The organism is Streptomyces sp. SLBN-31 (assembly GCF_006715395.1).
Taxonomy (GTDB): domain Bacteria; phylum Actinomycetota; class Actinomycetes; order Streptomycetales; family Streptomycetaceae; genus Streptomyces.
Genome location: NZ_VFNC01000001.1, coordinates 4,040,138 through 4,060,375, shown reverse-complemented (window position 1 = coordinate 4,060,375; position 20,238 = coordinate 4,040,138). Strand labels below are relative to the sequence as shown.

The 20,238-nt window shown below is 72.5% G+C and carries 21 protein-coding genes and 2 pseudogenes; 3 read left to right on the top strand and 20 right to left on the bottom strand.

The window, feature by feature from the left end; all coding sequences use genetic code 11:
* Positions 1-10 precede the first annotated feature (10 nt).
* The 8 genes and pseudogenes from FBY22_RS45125 to FBY22_RS18875 form a co-directional block, all read right to left on the bottom strand.
* A pseudogene (locus FBY22_RS45125) lies at positions 11-226 on the bottom strand (transposase); the annotation flags it as partial.
* Positions 227-231: 5 nt separating this feature from the next.
* Positions 232-897, bottom strand: coding sequence for a response regulator transcription factor (locus tag FBY22_RS18905; protein WP_142147800.1), 666 nt, complete (start codon positions 895-897; stop codon positions 232-234).
* A gap of 255 nt (positions 898-1,152) precedes the next feature.
* Positions 1,153-1,557 carry a GNAT family N-acetyltransferase gene (locus tag FBY22_RS18900; RefSeq protein ID WP_142146985.1) on the bottom strand — a complete coding sequence of 135 codons (405 nt, stop codon included), beginning with the start codon at positions 1,555-1,557 and terminating at the stop codon, positions 1,153-1,155.
* Complete coding sequence (gene purB, locus FBY22_RS18895) at positions 1,541-2,827, bottom strand: adenylosuccinate lyase (RefSeq protein WP_142146983.1); 1,287 nt, start codon at positions 2,825-2,827, stop codon at positions 1,541-1,543. The genes FBY22_RS18900 and purB overlap by 17 nt, the downstream gene beginning before the upstream one ends.
* Positions 2,828-2,875: 48 nt before the next feature.
* The gene (locus tag FBY22_RS18890; protein WP_142146981.1) at positions 2,876-4,405 is read right to left on the bottom strand and encodes a glutamine synthetase family protein; all 1,530 of its coding nucleotides are present in this window, start codon (positions 4,403-4,405) and stop codon (positions 2,876-2,878) included.
* A 28-nt stretch (positions 4,406-4,433) separates the two neighbouring features.
* A complete protein-coding gene (locus FBY22_RS18885; protein WP_222127782.1) occupies positions 4,434-5,822 on the bottom strand; it encodes an amidase in 1,389 nt (462 codons plus the stop codon).
* Between the two features lie 11 nt (positions 5,823-5,833).
* Complete coding sequence (locus FBY22_RS18880; RefSeq protein WP_142146977.1) at positions 5,834-7,795, bottom strand: hypothetical protein; 1,962 nt, start codon at positions 7,793-7,795, stop codon at positions 5,834-5,836.
* Entirely contained in the window at positions 7,792-8,121 is a 330-nt protein-coding gene (locus FBY22_RS18875) for a 4Fe-4S dicluster domain-containing protein (protein WP_222127781.1), read from the bottom strand. Before FBY22_RS18875 ends, FBY22_RS18880 begins: the two co-directional genes overlap by 4 nt.
* Positions 8,122-8,425: 304 nt before the next feature.
* Here FBY22_RS18875 and FBY22_RS18870 point away from each other — a divergent pair, with 304 nt between their 5' ends.
* The 3 genes from FBY22_RS18870 (at position 8,426) to FBY22_RS18860 (ending at position 10,489) form a co-directional block, all read left to right on the top strand.
* A complete protein-coding gene (locus FBY22_RS18870; RefSeq protein ID WP_142146975.1) occupies positions 8,426-9,508 on the top strand; it encodes a methyltransferase in 1,083 nt (360 codons plus the stop codon).
* A gap of 307 nt (positions 9,509-9,815) precedes the next feature.
* Positions 9,816-10,079, top strand: a complete 264-nt coding sequence (locus tag FBY22_RS18865; RefSeq protein ID WP_142146974.1) for a CopG family transcriptional regulator — start codon at positions 9,816-9,818, stop codon at positions 10,077-10,079.
* Positions 10,076-10,489 carry a PIN domain-containing protein gene (locus tag FBY22_RS18860; protein WP_142146972.1) on the top strand — a complete coding sequence of 138 codons (414 nt, stop codon included), beginning with the start codon at positions 10,076-10,078 and terminating at the stop codon, positions 10,487-10,489. Before FBY22_RS18865 ends, FBY22_RS18860 begins: the two co-directional genes overlap by 4 nt.
* A gap of 339 nt (positions 10,490-10,828) precedes the next feature.
* Here FBY22_RS18860 and FBY22_RS18855 read toward each other — a convergent pair whose 3' ends face one another.
* The 12 genes and pseudogenes from FBY22_RS18855 to FBY22_RS18800 form a co-directional block, all read right to left on the bottom strand.
* Positions 10,829-11,128 (bottom strand): hypothetical protein, encoded by a 300-nt coding sequence (locus FBY22_RS18855; RefSeq protein WP_186363021.1) that lies wholly within the window; start codon positions 11,126-11,128, stop codon positions 10,829-10,831.
* Positions 11,119-11,359 (bottom strand): annotated as a pseudogene (locus FBY22_RS18850) (CopG family transcriptional regulator); the annotation flags it as partial. The pseudogene FBY22_RS18850 and the gene FBY22_RS18855, both read right to left, overlap by 10 nt.
* Positions 11,360-11,591: 232 nt before the next feature.
* Positions 11,592-11,750, bottom strand: coding sequence for a hypothetical protein (locus FBY22_RS45120; RefSeq protein ID WP_260844930.1), 159 nt, complete (start codon positions 11,748-11,750; stop codon positions 11,592-11,594).
* Between the two features lie 30 nt (positions 11,751-11,780).
* Entirely contained in the window at positions 11,781-12,032 is a 252-nt protein-coding gene (locus FBY22_RS18840; protein ID WP_142146970.1) for a type II toxin-antitoxin system Phd/YefM family antitoxin, read from the bottom strand.
* 89 nt (positions 12,033-12,121) lie between these two features.
* Entirely contained in the window at positions 12,122-13,642 is a 1,521-nt protein-coding gene (locus tag FBY22_RS18835) for an FAD-dependent monooxygenase (protein WP_260844929.1), read from the bottom strand.
* 91 nt (positions 13,643-13,733) lie between these two features.
* The gene (locus FBY22_RS18830; protein ID WP_142146968.1) at positions 13,734-15,233 is read right to left on the bottom strand and encodes an FAD-dependent oxidoreductase; all 1,500 of its coding nucleotides are present in this window, start codon (positions 15,231-15,233) and stop codon (positions 13,734-13,736) included.
* Position 15,234: 1 nt separating this feature from the next.
* Positions 15,235-16,176, bottom strand: a complete 942-nt coding sequence (locus tag FBY22_RS18825) for an aromatase/cyclase (RefSeq protein WP_142146966.1) — start codon at positions 16,174-16,176, stop codon at positions 15,235-15,237.
* A 136-nt stretch (positions 16,177-16,312) separates the two neighbouring features.
* Positions 16,313-17,098 (bottom strand): 3-oxoacyl-ACP reductase FabG, encoded by a 786-nt coding sequence (gene fabG, locus FBY22_RS18820; RefSeq protein ID WP_142146964.1) that lies wholly within the window; start codon positions 17,096-17,098, stop codon positions 16,313-16,315.
* A 17-nt stretch (positions 17,099-17,115) separates the two neighbouring features.
* Positions 17,116-17,391 carry an acyl carrier protein gene (locus FBY22_RS18815; protein WP_058920580.1) on the bottom strand — a complete coding sequence of 92 codons (276 nt, stop codon included), beginning with the start codon at positions 17,389-17,391 and terminating at the stop codon, positions 17,116-17,118.
* 100 nt (positions 17,392-17,491) lie between these two features.
* Positions 17,492-17,821, bottom strand: a complete 330-nt coding sequence (locus tag FBY22_RS18810) for a TcmI family type II polyketide cyclase (protein ID WP_142146962.1) — start codon at positions 17,819-17,821, stop codon at positions 17,492-17,494.
* A 100-nt stretch (positions 17,822-17,921) separates the two neighbouring features.
* Positions 17,922-18,617 (bottom strand): antibiotic biosynthesis monooxygenase, encoded by a 696-nt coding sequence (locus tag FBY22_RS18805; RefSeq protein WP_142146960.1) that lies wholly within the window; start codon positions 18,615-18,617, stop codon positions 17,922-17,924.
* 57 nt (positions 18,618-18,674) lie between these two features.
* On the bottom strand, positions 18,675-20,159 hold the full coding sequence (locus FBY22_RS18800; protein ID WP_142146958.1) for an FAD-dependent monooxygenase: 1,485 nt from the start codon (positions 20,157-20,159) through the stop codon (positions 18,675-18,677).
* Positions 20,160-20,238: the final 79 nt, after the last annotated feature.

Here is a 20,238-nt window from a genome sequence, read left to right as displayed (position 1 = left end):
TCAAGGTGCGAACCAGCACGGCCAGGAGGAGGCCGAGTGTGTCGACGCCGAGGTGGCGTTTGCGGCCTGCGATCTTCTTGCCTGCGTCGATGCCCTGACCTGCCGCAGGCACGTTAGCTGAGGTCTTGATGCTCTGGGCGTCGAGCACGCAGGCGCTCGGCTCGGCGTCACGGCCTTCGGCTTCGCGGACGAGGCGTCGGAGCAGGCCGTTGAGATGGTCGAAGACCGCTCTCAGGGAGTGCCGAGCATGAAGCCGACGCCGCGGACCGTCACGATCCAGCCGCTGTCGCCCAGCTTGCCGCGCAGGCTGCTGACGTGGGTGTCGACGGTGCGCCGGGACCAGGAGTCACCCCAGACCTGCTGCAGGAGCTGCTTGCGCGGGATGACGGTGTCCGGGTGCGAGGCCAGCAGGCACAACAGGTCGAACTCCTTGCGGGTCAGGGCTACTTCCTCGCCGCCGACCATCACCTCGCGGGAACCGACGTCGATGTGCAAGGGGCCGCGGCGGATCTCGCGGGCGGCGGCCGGCTGCCACTGCGCCCGCCGCATCACGGCCTCGATGCGGGCCATCAGCTCGCGCAGCCCGTAGGGCTTGGCGACGTAGTCGTCGGCGCCCGCCTGCAGGCCCAGGACGCAGTCCAGTTCGGAGGCGCGGGCGGTGACGATGATGACGGGCACCCGGCTGACGGCGCGCACGGCGCGGCAGACCTCCAGCCCGTCCAGGTCGGGCAGTTCCAGGTCCAGCAGGATCAGATCGGCGTCCTCGTGGGCGCGCAGCGCGGCCTCGCCACGCCGCACGGCGAAGGCCTCGTGACCGTGCCGGCGCAACTGGGTCAGCAGCGATTCGGCGCCGGCGGTGTCGGCGTCGACGACCAGGACACGGCGGCCGGAGGGCATCGCGACGGCCGCGGAGCGGCCGGCCGCCACCGGCTCCCGCTCCCTGGCGGGGCGGGGGGCGGCCGGGGCGGGTCCGGCGGGCGGGCGGGTCTCGAGCAGCGCCTGTGCCGATGTCACGGTGTTGCCTCCCCCGGGAGTGCGGTGCGCGGGTGCGGGCCTGCCGCCCTGACACCTGAATCTAGGCACGCACGGTCGAGCCCCGGTACAGCCCCGGCCGCCCCCGTCAGGAGCCGGCTGCCCGGGCCCCCGGGGGTGTCAGGGGTTAAGGACCCAGGCGGAGTCGTGGCGGGTGAAGCCGATGTGCGGGTAGTAGTCGACGGCCGCGGGCGCGGACAGCAGTACGAGCTTGGCCTGGGGGGCCTCGGCGGCGGTGGCGTCGATCAGGGCGCGGCCGATGCCGGCGCGCTGGCGGTCGCGGGTGACGGCGATGTCGGAGAGGTAGGTGACGTAGGAGAAGTCGGAGACGGCGCGGACGATGCCCAGGAGGGTGCCGTCGTCGTCGCGGGCGGTGAGGACGAGGTTGGCGTGGGCGAGCATGGCCGCGAACCGCTCCCGCTCGGCGATCGGGCGCCGCTCGCCCAGGCCGGAGGCGCGGTAGACGCCCAGGACCTCGTCGAGGTCGAGTGCGGCCCCGTCGACACGCTCAATCTTCCAGCTCATGCAGCTTCTCCAATCGGGTGCGGATCACGTCGTGGTGGGTGAGGAAGCGCTCGGGGCCCAGGCCGGCCAGGTCGATGCCCTGTTTGGCCAGGGCGGCGCCGAAGTGCTCGCCGGTGGCCAGGGTGTGGTTGGCGGCGGCCTGCACGCTGCGGTAGGCGTGTTCGCGTTCCACCCCGTCACTGAGGAGTTCGGCCAGGACCGAGGAGCTGTAGAGGAGGCCGTCGGTGTGGTCGATGTGGGCGCGCATGCGGTCGGTGTCGACGGTGAGGGTGGCCACCAGGTCGGCGGCCTTGGTGGCCTGGAAGTGGCCGACGCCCAGGCTGTCGGGCAGGATCACCCGTTCCACGCTTTGGTGGGCGAGGTCGCGTTCGTGCCACAGGGCGACGTTTTCCAGGGCGGTGTCGGCGTAGCCGCGCAGCAGGCGGCCCAGGCCGCACAGCCGTTCGCTGGTGGTGGGGTTGCGTTTGTGGGGCATGGCGCTGGAGCCCTGGTAGGCGCTGGTGCGGGCTTCTTCGACCTCGCGGACCTCGGTGCGCTGCAGCAGCCGCAGTTCCAGGGCGAGGTGTTCCACGCAGGCGCCCAGGGTGGCCACGGCCTGCAGCAGCTGGGCGTGGCGGTCGCGGGCGACGACCTGGCTGGGGGCGGGTTCGACGGTCAGGCCGAGGGCGGCGCAGACGTGTTCCTCGACGCGGGGGTCGATCAGTGCGTAGGTGCCGACCGAGCCGGAGATGGTGCCGACGGCGACGGCCTGGCGGGCGGCGGCCAGGCGGTGCAGTGAGCGGTCGACGGCGAAGGCGTGGCCGGCGAGTTTGTGGCCGAAGGTGGTGGGTTCGGCGTGCATGCCGTGGGTGCGGCCCACCATCACGGTGTCCCAGTGTTCCAGGGCCCGCTCGGTCAGCACCCGGCGCAGCCGGCGGGCGGCTGCGGTGAGGAGGTCGGTGGCGCGGGCCAGGGTGTGGCCCAGCGCGGTGTCGACGAGGTCGTAGCTGGTCATGCCCAGATGGACCCAGCGGGCTGAGGTGTCGGGGATGTTCTCGCAGTAGGCGGCGAGGAAGGAGAGCACCTCGTGGTCGCGTTCCCGTTCGATGGCGGCGACCCGCTCGGGGTCGGGGACGGGGGCGCGGCGCATGTCCTTCACCGCCTCGTGGGGGACGTGGCCGAGGGCGGCCTGTGCCTGGGAGGCGAGGATCTCCACCCGCACCCAGGTGGTGTAGCGGGCGTGGTCGGTGAACAGGGCGGCCATCTCGGGCAGCGTGTAGCGGGCGATCATGCGCGGCCTCCGTCGGGAGTGGAGCGGCAGGGGGCGGGGGCCGGGGGGTCAGTAGGCGCCGAAGTACTCACGCTGTTCCCACTCGGTGACCTGCCCGGGGGCGGGGGCGGCCTGCAGGCACCAGGCCTGGTAGCGGCGCAGTTCGCTTTCCTTGAGTTTGGTCAGGCAGGCGGCCAGGGGCTCGCCCAGCAGCCGGGCGGCCCGTCCGGTACGGAAGGCGTCGAGGGCCTCGCGCAGGTCCTGCGGCACCACCGCCGGCGCGCCGTCGGCCGCCGGGGCGCCGCCGGTGGCCGGCTGTCCGCCGGGGGCGGGTGCGGGCTGGGCGGTCAGGCCCTCGAGGCCGGCGTAGAGCTGGGCGGCGATGGTGAGGTAGGGGTTGGCGCACGGTTCGCCGATGCGGTTTTCGATGTGCGCGCCGGCGCCGTGGCCGACGAGGCGGAGCATGGCGCTGCGGTCTTCCTGGCTGACGCCGAGCCGGGTGGGGGCCAGGGTGTGCTCGGCGGCCAGGCGCCGGTAGCCGTTGACGGTGGGCACCGACACAAGGCACAGCTCGCGGGCGAAGGACAGCAGTCCCTCGGCGTAGGCCTTGCCCTGCGGGGACGGTCCGCCGCAGAGGGCGTCGGCGGCGAACAGGTTGGTGTTCGTGGTGAGGTCGGTGACCGACTGGTTGAGGTGCCAGCCGCTGGGGTCGGCGGCGTCCAGGAGCGGCTTGGACATGAAGGAGGCGTGGTGGCCGCGGCGGGCGCACCAGTTCTTGACGGTGGTGCGGAACAGCAGCATGGCGTCGGCGGCATCCAGGGCGGACATCGGGCTGAACGTCGTCTCCACCTGGCCGGGCCCGGATTCGTGTTCCATCGAGCGCAGGGGCAGGCCCAGGGCGAGCAGGTGCAGGGCGAGCGGGTCGGTCAGGGGGGCGAGGGTGTCGTAGTGGGCGTCGAGGTTGAACTGGTAGCCGGCGTTCACCGCCGTCACGCGCGGGGCCTGGCCTTGGAGGCCGAAGCCGTTGCCGGTGTTGCCGGGTTCGTTGTCCAGGCGGCGGGTGAGGTACCACTCCACTTCCAGGCCCACGACGGGGGCCAGGGCGTGCTGGGCGTAGCGGTCGGCGACGCGGCGCAGCACGGCCCGGGAGGACAGCGGGTGGGGGGTGCCGTCGCGCAGGTACTCGTCGCCGATCACCCAGGCGGTGCGGGCGTCACCGCCGGGCAGCACCTGGAAGGTGAGCGGGTCGGGCACGAGGATGAAGTTGCCGGCGCCGGCGATCTCGTCGACGCCGATGCCGTGCTCGCCCAGGAAGTCGACGGCGACGGCGTGTCCGGTGTCGAAGACGAACGGGCCGGGGCTGAAGTTCATGCCGTTGCGCAGCACGGAGCGGAACGCCTCGGCGGTGAGGGTCTTGGAGCGGGCCAGTCCGTGCGGGTCGCCGAAGACGAGGCGGACGAGGTCGATGTCGGCGAGGGCGGCTTCGATCCGTTCGGCGGCGGCGGTGCGGGCGTCGTCCCACAGGGCGTGGTCGGCCACGAAGGAGGGCCGCCCGACGCTGCCCTGGGCGGCGGGCGAGGACCATGACCTGACGTACATGGAATAACGTCCTTTCGCGGGGCGGGGGTTAGTGGGCGGCGGCGGGCTGCAGGGCCCTTGCGGGGGGCGGCAGCGGTGTGCCGAGGTCGGCCTCCAGGCGCCCGGCCAGGGCCAGGACCAGGTCGTCGCCGCCGACGGGGCCGACCAGTTGCACGCCCACCGGCAGGCCGGCCGACGTGCGGCCGGCGGGCAGGGACAGGGCGGGCTGGCCGGTCATGTTGAAGGGGTAGGAGGCGGGCGCCCAGGCCAGCCACCGCAGATCACCCGGGTCGGCCGCCCAGGGCGGGCCGACGGCGTCGTAGGCGAACGGCTCGACGGGCACGGTGGCCATGGCCAGGACGTCGTAGCGGTCCATGACGGTGCGCAGGGTGGCGCGCAGGTTCTGGCGGACCTCTTCGGCGCGGATGACGTCGGCGCCGCTAAGGGTGCGCCCGTAGCGGATCACCTCCAGGCGGCCGGGATCGGCCCACTGGTCGTCCTCGGGGCGGGCGCCGGCCGCCTCGGAGGCGGCCAGGAGGTCGACGAGCGCGGGGTAGAGGCGCTCGCAGCGCACCTCGACGTCCCTCACCCGGTGGCCCTGGGCGATGAGGGCCAGGCGGGCCTGTGCGGCGACGCGGCGGACCTCGTCGGTGGTGATGTCGTAGTCGATCCAGCCGATGCGCAGGGTGCGGGCGGCGCGGGGGGCGTCGAGGGAGCCGAGCGCGGAGTCGGGGTCGGCGGGGTGGGGGCCGGCCATGACGCGGGCGAGCAGGGCGGCCTCGGCGACGGTGCGGGCCAGGGGGCCCTGGTGGGCGAGCCGGTCGGCGCTGTTGGGCACGTACGGGATGCGGCCCAGGGTGGGTTTGTAGCCGACGACGCCGCAGAACGCGGCCGGGATGCGGATGGATCCGGCGCCGTCGGTGCCCAGGGCGGCGTCGCACAGGCCGGCGGCCACCGCGGCGGCGGCGCCGCCGCTGGAGCCGCCCGCGCTCAGGCGCGGGTCGTGGGGGTTGCGCACGGGCGGGGCGACGCGGGAGAGGGTGCAGGCGCTCCAGCCGTATTCGGACGTGGCGGTCTTGCCGACGATGACGGCGCCGGCGGCGCGCAGCCGGGCCACGGCCGGGGCGTCCTGGCGGGGCCGGTCGTTGGGCAGCAGCGAGCCGCGCACGGTGGGCAGGTCGCGGGTCTGCAGCAGGTCCTTGACGGAGACGGTGACGCCCAGCAGCGGCCAGGTGCGCCAGGTGTCGGCACCCAGTTCGCGGATGAGCGCATCGGCGCGCGCGGCCGCGCGCAGCGCCTCCTCGCCCGCGATGGCGACGTAGGCGTCCAGGGTGTCGTGTTCGCGGGCGGCGGCCAGGACAGCGGTGGTGTGCTCCAGAGCGCTCAGCTCGCCCCGCCTGAGGAGGTCTGTGGTGTGGCGGACACCGTGCGCGGTCAACGCTCCCCCGCTCATGACGCTCGGCGGACCTGACCGGTCAGGGAGTGTGCACCGGCCGGTGCACGGCCCGTGATGGACTCCCAGTGCCAGCCGGAGTCGAAGGCGGTGACCTCCAGCCCGGTCCCGGCCGCGGCCAGTTGGGCGGCGAGTGAGGTGGCGCGGGCGATGAAGGCGGACACCTGGTGCGCGGCGAGCAGGTCCTGCTCGCCGAACGGCTGCCCGGCGCAGCGCAGCAGCCGCAGGTCCATGAAGCCCTCGAAGCGGCGGCCGTCGACGTCGACGCCCTGCGGGGAGCGGATGGAGAAGCGCACGTTGTTGTTGACGTGCCCGTGGTGGTGCTGGTCGGAGAAGAACGCCAGGTCGGGGATGACGGGCGGCACGAAGTGGTCGCGGGCGTCCACCTCGGGCGCCGGCGGCAGGTTGCCGGCGACGAAGTGCCAGGAGTTGTACTGCATGCGCGAGGACATCGCCCAGGCGGCGTCGGCGAGCGCGGCCGTGGAGTGGCCGAAGTGGGCGGCGGCCTCGGGGCGCGGCACCACACAGCAGAAGAAGTGGGTGATGTCCCAGTCGCAGATCTCCGCCCAGCTCTCGCCGCGCAGCGCGCGGATCAGGGCGGGCAGCGAGCGCATGCCGCGGCTCATCGCGAAGTCGGCGTCGAAGGCGGTGGCGGTCGCGGCCACGGCCTCGTAGACCAAAGACTCCAGGCCGGTGGCGAAGGCGCCGTGCGGGCGGGCCAGCCAGCCGGGCGCGGCGTCGAGATCGCGGCCGAGGTCGGCGAGCGTGTCGCCGGTCAGCGGCAGCCGGGCGCGCAGGTGCTCGGCGACGGCCCCCTGCCGGGCGCGGGCGACGTCGCCGGGGGCGGCGGCCACCCGCTCCACCTTGTGCATCAGCGCCCCGTGGATCTCGCGGTACAGCTGGGCGCTGCCGGCCACCTGCCGGCGGCGTTCGCGCAGCGCGGCGGCGAGGTGGTCGAGGTCGGCGACGGTGTGGGAGGCGGGGGCGGGCACCGGCTCGGCGCCGGGCACGGGGACGGCGTTGTAGGTGCGGCGCACCCGTTCCAGGGTGTGGGCGACGTGCTCGACGCTCAGCTGGGTGCCGTTGGCCTCCTCGATGCGGCCGAAGCCGGCCGAGCGGATGAGCAGCGTGAGGCAGACGACCAGCTGGGTGTCCTGGTCCGACCACAACTCCAGCGGCAGGCCGTGCAGGGCGCTCAACGCGCAGTCGGGATGGCCCGGCCACAGCGTCTTGCCGGTCAGGGTGTTGCGGCCGCGGAAGTTGGTGTACTGCGTGTCCTGCTGGTACAGGACGAACGGGGCGGTGCGCAGGGCCGCCTGCCGGGCCTGGACGACCAGCGCATCACGGCCCTCCTGCCCCTGCTCGGCCAGCCAGGCACGGCAGTCGGCGGCGCCGGCGGCACGCCGCCGGCGGGCGTCGTGCAGCTCGCGCCGGTAGACGTCCAGGACGGCGCGGCTCCAGGGCACCCGGCGCACCCCGCCGACCAGGTCGCGGGCATCCAGGGGGCGGCCGCCGGGGGTGCGTACGGCGATGCGGCCGCTGGTGGTCAGGGCGATCTCACCGCGGAAGACGGGCCGCTCATCGGAGCCATTGGAGCCGACGCCGGGCTCCGCGGCGGTGGCGGTGGACGCGTCGGCGTCGGCGTCACGCCAGGTCAGGCCGCACAGTGCGCTCAGGGCGGCCTGCTCGGCCGAGTTCAGGGCCCGCAGCTGGATGTCGGCGGGCACGTGTCCGTCGAGGGTGAGCAGCACCTCAAGAGCCGACGGCAGGTCCGGTGCCTTGGCCGCACGCTGCCAGACGCGCTGCAGCAGGGCGGGGAACCCGGCCTCCTCATCCCGGACGCGGTCCGGTACGGCCGTGCTCCCGGCGGGCAGGCCGAGCCGGCTGGGACGGCGGCTGATGCGCTTCCTGGCGTGTGCGGCGCGGCGGGACTCCTGGCGCCCTGCGGAATCCGTCATGCGGCGCTCTCGGCGGTGAGTTCGATGTGGTTCCACATCGCGTCGCCGGTGGGGGTCCACTCCTCGTCGACGTAGATGCAGTCGACCGGGCACTCCAGGACGCAGGCCGGACAGCCCGAGCACAGTTCGGGAACGATCACCACGTCCAGGCCGAGGTCGAAGATGGCGCCGAACTCCGCGGGGCAGCCGCGCAGACAGCTGTCGCAGGTGATGCACTCGGACGTCTCGATGCGCCGCGGCGGCTTCTTCCAGTTGTCGGCGCGCGAACGCCGGGCGATGCGCTCGGCGCGCTCCGACAGCGCGGCAGACGAGGCAAGCTTCTTCACGGGAACGGCCCCCTCCGGGACTCTTCTCGACCCCTGGCCGAGACGGACGGAGCCCATCGTCACCGGGCACTCTCAACTGCTCCCGGAGCGCGGGTGGGGACCAACTGGAGCCCCCCGCCCCTCATGGGGCAGAGGGCGGGTGGGTGTGGGGGTGGCTCCAGCGGTGTGCGAGCGGGGCCCGTCCGCGCCACCGGAGTCTCGGTGTCTTGAAGGCGCGTACGCGCGGCCGACAGGGCCGCGGGCGCGCCCGGCCCTTGCCCGCCGCGGGCGCCCGCCGTCCCGCCGCCCCCTCACGGAGGAACCCATGCCGCTGCCGCCCGCCCGTGTCGTGCGAGTCGTCGAAGGCGTACGCGCCGCTTTGCAGAGGCTGGTGCGCAAGCTGGCCCCCGCACCGTTCTCGCTGCTGGAGATGGTGCAGGGCGCCATGCTCAGCCAGGCCATCTACGCCGCCGCGCAGCTGCGCGTGGCCGAGGCGCTGCAGGGCGGTCCGCTGCCCGTCGCGGAGGTCGCCGAGCGGGTCGGCGCCCACCCCGACACCCTGCACCGGCTGCTGCGGCTGCTCGCCTCCAACGGCATCTTCACCGAGCGCAAGGACGGCCGCTTCGCGCTGAGTCCGATGGCAACGGCGCTGCTGGAGGACGCGCCGATGTCGATGCGGGGCATCGCGGTGCTCATGGGGCATCCCATCCACTGGGAGGACTGGTCGCACTTCGTCGACGCGGTGCGCTCGGGGGAGCCGAGCCTGCCCAAGCTGCGCGGCATGACGGCCTTTGAGTTCCTTCAGGCCAAGCCGGAGTACGGGGAGGTGTTCATGAAGGGCATGGGCGCGATGTCCGCCACCGAGACCGAACCGATCCTGGCCGCCTACGACTTCTCCCCGTACGGCACGGTCGTGGACTTCTGCGCCGGGCGCGGCGAGCTCCTCGCGGGCATCTTGAACAAGGCGCCGGGCGTGCGGGGCATCCTCGCCGACCCGCGGGTGGCCGACAGCGGGGCCGCCGACTACCTCGCCGAGCAGCAGGTCGCCGACCGGTGCGAGGTGGTGGCCGCCGACCTGTTCGGGCCGGTGCCCAAGGGCGGGGACGCCTACGTCCTCAAGCACATCGTGCACGACTGGCCCAAGGAGCAGGTCCTGGAGATCCTGCGCAACGTCCGGGCGGCGATGCGGCCGGACGGCCGGCTGCTGCTGATGGAAATGGTCGTACCGGACAAGCCCAACGCCGCGCACGCCTCCAAACTGGTCGACCTGTGGCTGATGCTCCTTGTGGGCGGCCAGGAGCGCACCACCGGACAGTACGCGCAGCTGCTGGCCGAGGCGGGCTTCCACCTGGAGCGGGTGGTGCCCACCGCGGGCGCGATCTCGGTGGTGGAGGCCAGCGTCCGCTGACGGCCCGCGCACACCCGGAAAAAGGGGGATGCCGCCCGGCTCTTCGGGCGGCGCCCCTTCTTGCTCAGGTCCCCGCGGGTGTGCCGGTCAGAGGCTCCGCCAGAACAGCGCGCCGACCCACCGCAGGTACCGGACGCGCCAGCACTTGTCGGATGTTCGGGCTCCCGGCCGGTGAGTTGAGCTGACAGTGCCGCCGGTCGCCGAGACACGGCGAACATGATCAGCACCAAGGGGCCCGGGCGCTGGCACGCCACGTGGGGCCAAACCCTTCACCAGCCGCCAGGGGATACAAGGTAGGATAGGTAGCATGAGTGAGCCTACCGGCAAGTATTCGATCACCATGCCGCGAGACATCGCCGAGGCCGCCAAAGCCCGCAGCGGTCCCTCCGGGCTGTCCGCCTACGTGGCCGCCGCCGTAGCCCGCCAGATCGAACGCGACAATCTCAACGAACTCATCCAGGTAGCCGAGGCCGAGCACGGGCCCGTCACGGACGAGGAGATCCAGGCTCTTCGCGACCTGCTCCACCATGCCCGGCAGGAGCAGGCACCGGACGGGGCGCACGCCGCGTGACCCGTTCTCCCGCCGTCCCCGGCGGCACCCTGGTCCTGGACAGCGAAGGGCTGGCCAAGGCCATCCTGCGTGACCGCACGGTCACCGGCTGGCTCGCGCTCGCCCGCGCCGACGACCTGCGCGTGATCACCTCCGCGGCCACCCTCGTCGAGGTGGTCCACCCCCGGATCAACCGACCGGCCCTGGAGTGGACGCTCTCCCGCCTGGTCGTCGAACCGGTCACCGAGCCCATCGCCCGCCATGCCGCCGCCCTCTTGGCCGACGCCGGCCTGCACGGCCACAAGTACGCCATCGACGCCATGCTCAGCGCCACCGCGCTGGCCGCCCCTGGACCCGTCACCGTTCTCACCTCGGATCCCGAGGACCTCGCCGCGCTGTCCGGCGGACGCGTCACCGTCATCAAGGTCTGACGCCCGCCATCCGACCTCCGCCCCGCGGTCCGGCCACGACGGTGAACAACCGTTGAGTGGGGGCACGTTGATGCGGTTGAAGGCCATCGGAAGGGCTGTTCTCGCTGCGGTGCGCCCTGCCCCGGCCGCAGCGGGGAACGCCGGTCGCCCTGCTCGGTGTACCCACCTGATGCAGGTGTGGGGAGCAGCCCGTCCGATGGACGGGCTGCTCCCCACGCTGCTATCGGCGTCCGTCGAGGGATCACGGAGTTACTCGTCCCGGACGGCGCGCCGGAATCTCGCCGCACGAGCCAGGAGGCGCGTTGGCCGAGCGGGCGCACGGCCCGCAAGTCGCGACGGTCAGGGATTGAGCACAGCGTCGGTGTCGTACTCGGCGGCAGGGGCCACGTTCACCGCATCTGCGAGATCCAGGTCCAGGTCGCGATAGCGGGCGCGCACCGACCGGGCGCCACCCAGGTGGTGCTCCGTGTTCTCGGAAAGGACGATACGACCTCGCCGCATCCGGTGCCGGATGTTGTCGACCGCGCTGAGTGCCGCGTCACGGGCGATGTCACCAGTGGCGACGTGATCGATCTCGGCAGGCCGGACATGTCTGCGATGACGATGATCAGGCAGCTGTCCCGGGCCGGGGTCTCGCACCGCACAGCGTCGGCGACGGTAGCGCGCGCCTCATCCCTGCCGGGCGGTGCGACCAGATCCTTCGAAGGTGCGGGAGAAGAGAGGTTCGTCCCAGACACGGTTGGCCATGGCCGCAAGGTGAATGCCCTGACGGATGATCTCGGCTTCGCTGATGCCGCGCCGTTTCGCGGCCTCCTTGATGATGGCGAGGTCTTCCGGATCCGCGTAGACGGTGGTCCGCTTCATAGGCATGAACCAAACATAAGACGGGTCGGCCGGGGCGTGAGTTTCTTGCGCGGCTGCGGCCGCGCGGACTCCCACGCCCTTCTGCATCGTGGGATGACCGACCCCATGCATGCGCATCACAGCTGTCGTCCAGGACCCGTCACAACTGACGTACCCGAACGCCGGGAAGGTCGTCGAAGCGGGCCCGCTTGTCGTGGGTGACCACGGTGCGAGCGGTGCAGCGCGGTGGCCGCGATGATCAGGTCGTGGGCACCTCGGGGCTGGCCGGCTCGGCGGACTGCGCGAGCAGCCGGGCATGTGCGCGGGCCACGTCCACGGTGTATTCCTCGACCGGGATGGTGGCGAGGACGGTATCGATGAAGGACTGGCGGGCGACCCGGTTGACGCCGTCCGCCATTTCCCCTGGAAAGCACGCCGGTGTCCAGGATCAATTGCTCCACCGATCGTCCAGCGTCGGCAGGTCACGGGTGGCCGTCACGTCGTCCTCGAAGGCATCGTCGAGGGTCCCGAGATGACGCAGGAGAGCGTCCTTCACCGCCCGTCCCGTGGCCTCGGGCGCGGGAGCGAGCACGGCCAGACGCTTGCCTCCTCGGGTGATCACGATGGTTTCCCCACGTTCCGCACGGTCCAGCACGGAGGCGAAGTTCCGTGATGCTTCGGTGGCGGTCATCGTCTTCATGAACTGATGTTCTCAGGGAATCTGATACCCGGGCATGGCGCCGGCCTCGCGGCCCCCTTTCTTTCTCCGTGTGCCGAGCGCGTGTGGGTTCAGTGCGCGGCGGGGGTGCCGAACCAGCGGGTGAGGGCGGTCTGAAGGCCGTCGGTGGTGCCGGAGCCGGTCCAGGCGACGTGGCCGTCGGGGCGGACCAGGACGGCCGCCGCGCCCGCGAAGAGCGTGTCGCGGTCGGCCGGGGTGGCGGTGACGGTGTCGACGCGGCCGGTCCAGGCGGCCGCAACCTGGCGCAGGCGGGCGTCGCCGGTGAGGTCGAGCAGGACGCCGCGGCCGGCGTGCAGCAGCCGGAAGGTGTCGGTGGCGCCCTCGGGAGCGCTCAGCACGGTCTTGGGCAGGCGGCGCCCCAGCAGCGGATGCGCCCCCTCCCCCGTTTCCTCGCCCTCGGTGAGGTCGTAGCGGATGTCGAGGTGGGAGACGATGCCCGCCAGGTGGCGGCGCACGACATGGTGGCCGGTGAGTTCGGTGAGGATGCTGCGCAGCGGTTCGGCCTTCTCGCCGCCGAGGAAGACCAGGCCCTGGGCGCGGGTGTTCATCAGCAGGCGGCGGCCCACCGGGTGGCGTTCGGCGTGGTAGGTGTCCAGCAGCGCCTCATCCGCGCGGCCGGTGGCGACGGCGGCGAGTTTGAAGCCGAGGTTGGCGGCGTCCTGCACGCCGGTGCTCAATCCCTGCCCGCCGGCGGGCAGGTGGATGTGGGCGGCGTCCCCGGCCAGCAGCACCCGGCCGCGCCGGTAGTCGGCGGCCTGGCGGGTGGCGTCGCTGAAGAAGCTGACCCACTCGGCGCCGCCGCCGCTGATGTCCTCACCCGTGATGTGCTCCCACGCCTTGGCGACCTCTGCGAAGGTGACGGTGTCCTCGGCGCTGCGGGCGGCGGCGCCGTGCGGGCAGACGATGATGCGGTGCACGCCCTCTTTGAGGGGGGCGGCCATCACCATGCCGCCTGGCAGGGTCTCGCCGAGGTAGCGGGGCTTGAGGTCGACGCCGGTGATGTCGGCGAGGAACATCGCGCGGGTCGCCTCGGTGCCGGGGAAGTCGATGCCGGCGAGTTTGCGCACGGTGCTCTTGCCGCCGTCGCAGCCCACCAGGTAGCGGGCGCGCATCCGCCGTACGCCGTCGGGGGTGACGACGGTGATCTCGGCGTGGTCGCCGTCGAGGAAGCCTTCGTCGAGGGCGAGGACCTCGTGACCGTGGCGGATGTCGGCGCCGAGATCGGCCGCCCATCCGGCCAGGACCGCCTCGGTCTGGCTCTGCGGGATGCCGCGGGCGCCGAAGTGGGCGCCCTCAAGGGCGGTGAAGTCGAACTGGACGCCGCCGAAGTGGCCGACGTCGCTGACCGCCAGGCTCTCGCCCTGCCCGAAGCGGGGCAGGATCCCGCGCTGGTCGAAGACCTCCATGGCGCGGGCGGTGAAGCCCAGCCCGCGGGACTGGCCGGTGGGCTCGGCCAGCTTGTCCAGCACGATCACCTCGGCCCCGCCCAGGCGGAGTTCACCCGCGAGCATCAGTCCGGTCGGGCCTGCGCCGACGACGATGACGTCGGCGTCCATCGTGATGTCCTGCATGGCGTGGGATCCCTCTCAGTCAGCAAAACCGGGCTCGGTTACGGCGGGGGGTGGCGCAGTCGGGGCGGGCCGCGCGGGCCGGGGGCGGTTGTCAGGGGGATCCGAACCAGCGCTGGACGGCCTCGGCGAGCCCGGCGCCGTCTTCTGCGCCCGCCCAGGCGACGTAGCCGTCGGGCCGGACCAGGACGGCGCCGGCATTCAGGGGTGAGCCGGGCTCTGTCTGGGCGGTGACGGTGTCGATGCGGTCGGCCAGGGCTGTGCCCATGGGCGGTGGCGGCCCGTCCAGGGCCAGCAGCAGTCCGCGTCCCGAACGCAGCAGGTCGGCCGTGGTGCAGCGGGCCGCGCCGGTGCGCAGGCCGGTGGGCGGCAGGCGCATCCCGTGCAGCGGGTGCTCGGGGCCGCCGACGTCGTAGCGGATGTCGAGGCCGCTGATCATGGCGGCGAGGCGGGCGCGCACGGCCTCGTGCGCGATGAGTTCGGCCAGGACCGTGCGCAGCGGCTCGATCTCGGGGCCGCCCAACAACAGCAGGGCCTGGGCGCGGATGTTACCCAGGACGGCGGCGCCCACCGCGGCGCGTTCGCTGTCGTAGCTGTCCAGCAGGCCGGCGGGGGCGGTGCGGTCGACGGCGGCGGCGAGTTTCCAGCCGAGGTTGTAGGCGTCCTGCAGGCCCAGGTTGAGGGCCTGGCCGCTGATGGGCATCTGGCGGTGGGCGGCGTCCCCGGCGAACAGGATCCGGCCGTGCCGGTAGTGGGTCAGGATCCGGTTTTCGTCGTCGAAGCGGTTGACCCACAGCGGGGTGCCGGCGGTGATGTCCTCGCCGGTCACCTGCTTCCAGGCGGCGGCGACCTCGTCGTAGTGCGGCTCGCCGGGGTGTTCGCGGACCGTGGTGCCGAAGGCGTGGACCATCACCCGGGTGACGCCGGCGGGGTTGCGGGCGGCGACGGCGAAGCCGCCCGGCAGGCGCTCGAAGCGCCGGTTAGGGATGTTCAGGCCTTGCACGTCGGCGCGCAGCAGTTCCCGGGCGGCCGGCGTGCCGGGGAAGTCGGCCTTCGTCAGGGCGCGCACGGTGGAGTCCTGGCCGTCGCAGGCCACCAGGTAGTCGGCGCGCAGCATGAGGCGGGTGCCGTGGCGGGAGGTGGCGGCCGCTTCGACGTGGGAGCCGCGGTCGTCCACGGCGTGCAGGGTGTGCCCGCACTTGAGGTCGGCGCCCAGGCCAAGGGCCCACTCCTCCAGGACGGCCTCGGTCTTGGTCTGCGCCACCTTCCACTGGCCGGGGTAGGGGCCGGGCAGAGTCAAATCCAGGGGGATGCCGCCGAAGTGGCCGCGCACCTCGCACGGCGGCCGGCCGAGGTCGGCGAGCAGGCCGCGGCTGTCGAGGACTTCCATGGTGCGGGCGTGCAGGGTGGAGGCGCGGGAGGCGGTGTCGGGGCCGTGGCGGCGCTCGATGAGGGTCACCCGGATGCCGCGCAGGGCCAGTTCACCGGCCAGCAGCAGGCCGACGGGGCCCGCGCCGACGACGATCACCTGGGTGTCGACCGTCTTCGCGGGCCCGGCGTGCGGCGCCCGGTGCTGCGGGTGCGGGGCGGCCATGTCAGCGGTTCCGCTCCGCGTACGCCTTGGCGTGGCCCAGGGTGGCCAGGCTGTTGGTGCTCAGCGCGCTGTGCACGTAGGCGCGGGCGTCGGCGACAGTGGCCTCAGGTCCCAGGATGCGGGCGATGTTGTCGGTGTTGAGGGTGACGGTGTGCTGGGAGCTGGCCGTCGCGCCGTCCTCGGTCTCCTCAAACGTCCACACCCCGGTGTGCAGGGTCATCAGCGCCGGCAGGGTGACCTGCTTGTAGGCGATGCGGTGCTCGCCCAGGACGACCCGGTAGGACTTGGTGGTGTGGGTGGAGCCGTCCTTGGCCCGGGTGTCCATCTCCAGTTCCTGCAGGCCGGGGGTGGTTTCGGTGAAGCGGACGCGGGCCACGTGCGGCAGCCGCTCGGGCCACAGCCCGGCCTCGTTGACGAAGGCGAAGGCGTCCTTGGCCGGGCCGTCGATGGTCACGGTGTCGGTGAAGGAGAAGGTCAGCTCCTGCGTCTGGGCGGCGTGGGCGCGTTCGACGTTCTCCTTCAGCGCGGCCAGTTCGCTGCGGCTGTTCTTGTCCACGGCCCGCTCGATCCACAGCAGGTCGTGGGGGTCGTCGCCGACGGCCCGGTAGTCGTGCAGCAGCCGCACCCGGCAGGCGCCGTCATCCAGGGGTTCGACGATCCAGGTGCCGCCCATGGCGGCGACCGGCGGCGCGGGCACCTCCTGGCGGAAGGTGATGCGCAGGGAGTCGGCGTCGAGGGTGCGGCGCGAGGTCCAGGTCTTGGGCTCGTTGTTGGCGGTGGCCCAGATGCGGATGCGCTCCTGGCCGCTGCCGGTTTCCTCCCGGTCGACGTAGATGGTGGGCGGGAAGATCAGCGGCCAGTTGGTCACCTCGGCCAGGAGACGGTAGACGGCGGCGGCGGGCGCGCTGATGGTGATCTCGTGCTCGACCTCACGAGTCGTCATGGCTTCTCCTCGATGGACCGCGGTACGCGTAACAGCAACACAGCGGAACGGGGCAGGGCAGGGGCAGGGCGGGGCGGGGCCGGGGGGTGCGGGGGGCGTGAGGCCCGGCGGGGTGGGGGGGTGGCGGGGATGGGGGTTAGAAGTTGCCCAGGCCGCCGCAGACGTTGAGGGCCTGGGAGGTGATGGAGGCGGCGGTGTCGGAGGCCAGGTAGCCGACCAGGCCGGCGACCTCCTGGGGGGTGGAGTAGCGGCCGAGAGGGATCTTGGCCTGGAACTTTTCCAGGATCGCGTCCTCGGTGGTGTCGTAGGCGGCCGCGTAGCCCTGCCGCACCCGCTGGGCCATCGGTGTCTCGACGTAGCCGGGGCAGACGGCGTTGACGGTGATGCCGGTGGGGGCCAGTTCGTTGCCGAGCGCCTTGGTGAAGCCGACGACGCCGTGCTTGGAGGCGGAGTAGGGGGCGCCCAGGACGACGCCCTGCTTGCCGGCGGTGGAGGCGATGTTGATGATCCGGCCGCGGTCCTTGGTGCGCATGCCGCCGGTGGTCAGCACCTCGCGGGTCATGCGGAAGACGCTGTTGAGGTTGGTGTCGATGACGTCGTCCCACAGCTCGTCGCTGATGTCGGCGGTGGGGCCGCCGCCGGAGCGGCCGGCGTTGTTGACGAGGACGTCGACGGTGCCGAACGCGGCGACGGCGGCGCGCACGAACTCGGCGATGGAGTCGGCGTCGCGGACGTCGAGCCGGTGGCCGTCGACGTCCAGGCCGTCCTCGCGCAGTGCCTTGGCGGTTGCTTCGACGGTCTCGGCGTCGCGGGCGCCGATGAAGACCCGGTGGCCCTGCTCGGCCAGCAGGCGGGCGGTCTCCAGGCCGATGCCGCTGGTCGCGCCGGTGACCAGGGCGACCCTGGCGGTGGTGTCGGACATGGGTGTACTCCCCCCTTTCAGGCGGCCCGGGCGCCGGCCGGGGCCAGCTGGGCGTTGACGGCGTCGATCAGGTCACGCGGGGTGAGCTCTTCGCTGAGGTCGTCGTCGTCCAGGACGATGCCGTACTCGCGCTCGATGCGGCCGCCGGTCTCCAGCAGGGCGATGGACTCGTATCCGAGCACCTCGAAGGAGGTGTCCTGGATGTCGGCGGCGAGGTCGACGCTCTCGTCGGCGCCCGCGGCCTCCAGCAGGATCCGCCGCAGGTCGTCGAGGGTGAACTGGATGCTGGCCATGGGGTGCTTCCTTTGGGTCTCGGGGCGCGGGGCCCCAGCTGAACGGTCTTCGCGGGTCGCGGGAGAGGGCCGCCCGTGCGGGGGTGGCGGGGGGGCTGGTTCAGGCGGGGGCCTGCCACCGGTAGAACCGCTGGGCCATGGCGTCGGCCGGGGAACGCCAGGTCGCGGGGTCGTAGGGGTCGATGAACGGCTTGAGGTCCTCGCTGATCTGCACGAAGCGCGGGTCGTCCTTGGCGCCCTGGATCAGTGCGCTGCCGTTGTCGGTGTCGAAGTCCTGCAGGTGGAAGTACAGGCCGTTGAAGGCGAACAGCTGGCGCCGCCGGGTGCCCATGCGGTGCGGCATGTCCGTGGCGTCGAACTCGGCGAACAGCCGGGCGACGTCCGTGCTCGCACCGGGCGCCATACGGGCCACGATCAGCGTGCTGTGCATCAGTTCTCGCTCCTTGGCAAGGGGTGGCGGCCGGGTTGCCGGCGGGCCGATCCGCGCCAGCCGGCCCGCTTCTTCGGGGGCCGGCCGAAGGGGGCGGGGGTTACTGGCCCGCGGCGCGGGTGTGCACCACGCGGTAGGTGTTGGCGTCGCGCTCGACGGTCAGCTCGGCGATGCGCTCGTCGCCTGCGCGGCGCGGCTCGGGCTTGCGGGCGTGGGGCAGGTTGCGAAAGGCGTCGTAGCTGTCCTTGCTGTCCCACTGCGAGTACACGACGGCGAAGGCGCCCTCGACGAACATGGCGCGCAGGCCCTTGAAGACGCAGTGCGAGCGGTAGCCGGGCACGTCCACCAGCCAGCTCTGGCCCTCGCCCAGGAGTTTGATCAGGTCGGCCTGGTCGGCCTCGCCGACCCGGTAGACCTCGATGGCGGTGTAGTCGTCGCGCTCGGGGGAGACCTCGATCCGGCCGCCCAGGGCGGGGTGGGTCTGGGTGAAGACGATCTCGTTCTGCAGCAGCCGGATCGCGGTGGTGATCTCGCGGAAGACGGGCAGCGTGCGGTGCTTGAACTCCTCGCCGGAGTAGCGCTTTTGCAGGTCCTCGCCGCTGCGCCACTGGATCAGGTTGGCGGTGCCGGGGCTGTCCTGCCCGGCGTGCACGGTGGAGGAGATCCACCCCTCGTAGCTGGCCGCGTCGACGATCTTGCCCATCTCGGTGAGCAGCTGCTCCTGGTGGGCGGGGGTGTCGGTGGTGAACAGGTTGAGGACGGTCAGGTAGTTGTCCTCGGTGGAGATGATCGGCATGGTCTTCTTCGCTTCCTTAAGGGATGGGACGGGCGGTGAGGGGCGGGGCTGCCGGTGTCAGTGGGCGGGGCCGAACCAGCGGGTCAGCGCGCGGGTCAGCGGCATGCCGCTGGCGGCGGCGCCGGGGCCCTCGCCGACGGCGCCGACCCAGGCGACGTAGCCGTCGGGACGGACCAGGACGGCACCCAGGTCCTCGTCCCCAAACTCCTGGACCGTGACGGTGTCGACCCGGTCGGACCAGCCCTGGGCCGCGGCGCGCAGTTCGGCACTGCCGGCCAGGTCGAGGAGCAGACCGCGCCCGGACGCCAGCAGGCCCAGGACGCTCTGCTTGACGCCGTCGCGGGTGACCTGGTGGTCGGGCAGGCGGCGGCCGAGCAGCCGATGGCCCTCGCCGCCGACGTCGTGGCGGATGTCGAGCCCGGTGACCATGCCCACCAGGTGGCGCTGCACCTCCTCGTGCCGCACCAGCTCGCCGAACACCTGGCGCAGCGGGTCGACTTCAGCGCCGCCGAGGTAGAGGGTGCGCTGGGCAAGGGTGTTGGCCAGGATGCGGGCGCCGACCGGGTGCCGCTCGCCGTGGTAGGTGTCCAGCAGCTGCTCGCCTGTGTGGCCCTTGAGGGCCAGGGCGAGTTTCCAGCCGAGGTTGACCGCGTCCTGGATGCCGGCGCTCATGCCCTGGGCGCCGATGGGCAGGTGGATGTGGGCGGCGTCCCCGGCGACGAAGACCCGGCCGCTGCGATACTGAGCGGCCTGGCGGCTGACGTCGGTGGTGGAGGACACCCACAGCGGTGTGGCGCCGCTGATGTCCTCGCCCGACAGCCGTCCGAAGGCCTCGGCGACCTCGGCGAAGGTGATCGGGCCGGGGGTGGTGCGCAGCGGCTGGGCCCGGTCGTAGTAGATGACACGGGAGCGGTCCGGGCCCAGCGGCAGCACCATGACCATGCCGCCGGGCACCGGCTCCCCACTGAACCGCGGGCGCAATTGCACGCCGGTGATGTCGGCGAAGCGCAGCTCGACGGTGGGCGCGGTGCCGGGGAAATCGATGCCCGCGGCGGTGCGCACCACGCTGCGGGCGCCGTCGCAGCCCACCACGTAGCGGGCCCGCAGCACACCGGCGGCGTCCCCGTCGGCGGTGTGGACGGTCACTGCGTCCTCGTCCTGCGTGAGGCCGGTGACCTCGATGCCGCGGCGCACGGCGACGCCGCGTTCGGCGATCCAGCCGGCGAGCATGGCCTCGGTCCGTGCCTGGGGGATGCCGCGGGCGCCGTAGGAGCCGCCCTCAAGGACGCGGTAGTCCAGCGGCACACCGCCGAAATGACCGAAGGGAATGACGTCGACGTCACCGAGCCGGGAAAGAAGTCCACGCTGCGCGAATTCCTCGATCGTGCGCGCGGAAAAGCCGAGGGCACGGGATTCCCTGATGGGCTCGGCAAGCCGGTCGACGACCAGGACCGAGACTCCATTGAGACTCAACTCGCCTGCGAGCATGAGTCCGGTGGGACCTGCTCCGACCACGATCACGTCCGCGTCAAAGGTATTCATCCGCCCTCTCCCGACTGGTATTCGACGAGTATTGCCGGGCCACGGAAGAACGGTAAAGACAATGCGGTACAGGCTTTAT

Excerpts from the sequence above, each read along its gene's own strand:
- FBY22_RS18905 (WP_142147800.1), bottom strand. The coding sequence starts at position 897 with ATGCCCTCCGGCCGCCGTGTCCTGGTCGTCGACGCCGACACCGCCGGC.
- FBY22_RS18900 (WP_142146985.1), bottom strand. The coding sequence starts at position 1,557 with ATGAGCTGGAAGATTGAGCGTGTCGACGGGGCCGCACTCGACCTCGAC.
- purB (WP_142146983.1), bottom strand. The coding sequence starts at position 2,827 with ATGATCGCCCGCTACACGCTGCCCGAGATGGCCGCCCTGTTCACCGAC.
- FBY22_RS18890 (WP_142146981.1), bottom strand. The coding sequence starts at position 4,405 with ATGTACGTCAGGTCATGGTCCTCGCCCGCCGCCCAGGGCAGCGTCGGG.
- FBY22_RS18880 (WP_142146977.1), bottom strand. The coding sequence starts at position 7,795 with ATGACGGATTCCGCAGGGCGCCAGGAGTCCCGCCGCGCCGCACACGCC.
- FBY22_RS18870 (WP_142146975.1), top strand. The coding sequence starts at position 8,426 with ATGCCGCTGCCGCCCGCCCGTGTCGTGCGAGTCGTCGAAGGCGTACGC.
- FBY22_RS18865 (WP_142146974.1), top strand. The coding sequence starts at position 9,816 with ATGAGTGAGCCTACCGGCAAGTATTCGATCACCATGCCGCGAGACATC.
- FBY22_RS45120 (WP_260844930.1), bottom strand. The coding sequence starts at position 11,750 with ATGGCGGACGGCGTCAACCGGGTCGCCCGCCAGTCCTTCATCGATACC.
- FBY22_RS18840 (WP_142146970.1), bottom strand. The coding sequence starts at position 12,032 with ATGAAGACGATGACCGCCACCGAAGCATCACGGAACTTCGCCTCCGTG.
- FBY22_RS18835 (WP_260844929.1), bottom strand. The coding sequence starts at position 13,642 with ATGCAGGACATCACGATGGACGCCGACGTCATCGTCGTCGGCGCAGGC.
- FBY22_RS18830 (WP_142146968.1), bottom strand. The coding sequence starts at position 15,233 with ATGGCCGCCCCGCACCCGCAGCACCGGGCGCCGCACGCCGGGCCCGCG.
- FBY22_RS18825 (WP_142146966.1), bottom strand. The coding sequence starts at position 16,176 with ATGACGACTCGTGAGGTCGAGCACGAGATCACCATCAGCGCGCCCGCC.
- fabG (WP_142146964.1), bottom strand. The coding sequence starts at position 17,098 with ATGTCCGACACCACCGCCAGGGTCGCCCTGGTCACCGGCGCGACCAGC.
- FBY22_RS18815 (WP_058920580.1), bottom strand. The coding sequence starts at position 17,391 with ATGGCCAGCATCCAGTTCACCCTCGACGACCTGCGGCGGATCCTGCTG.
- FBY22_RS18810 (WP_142146962.1), bottom strand. The coding sequence starts at position 17,821 with ATGCACAGCACGCTGATCGTGGCCCGTATGGCGCCCGGTGCGAGCACG.
- FBY22_RS18805 (WP_142146960.1), bottom strand. The coding sequence starts at position 18,617 with ATGCCGATCATCTCCACCGAGGACAACTACCTGACCGTCCTCAACCTG.
- FBY22_RS18800 (WP_142146958.1), bottom strand. The coding sequence starts at position 20,159 with ATGAATACCTTTGACGCGGACGTGATCGTGGTCGGAGCAGGTCCCACC.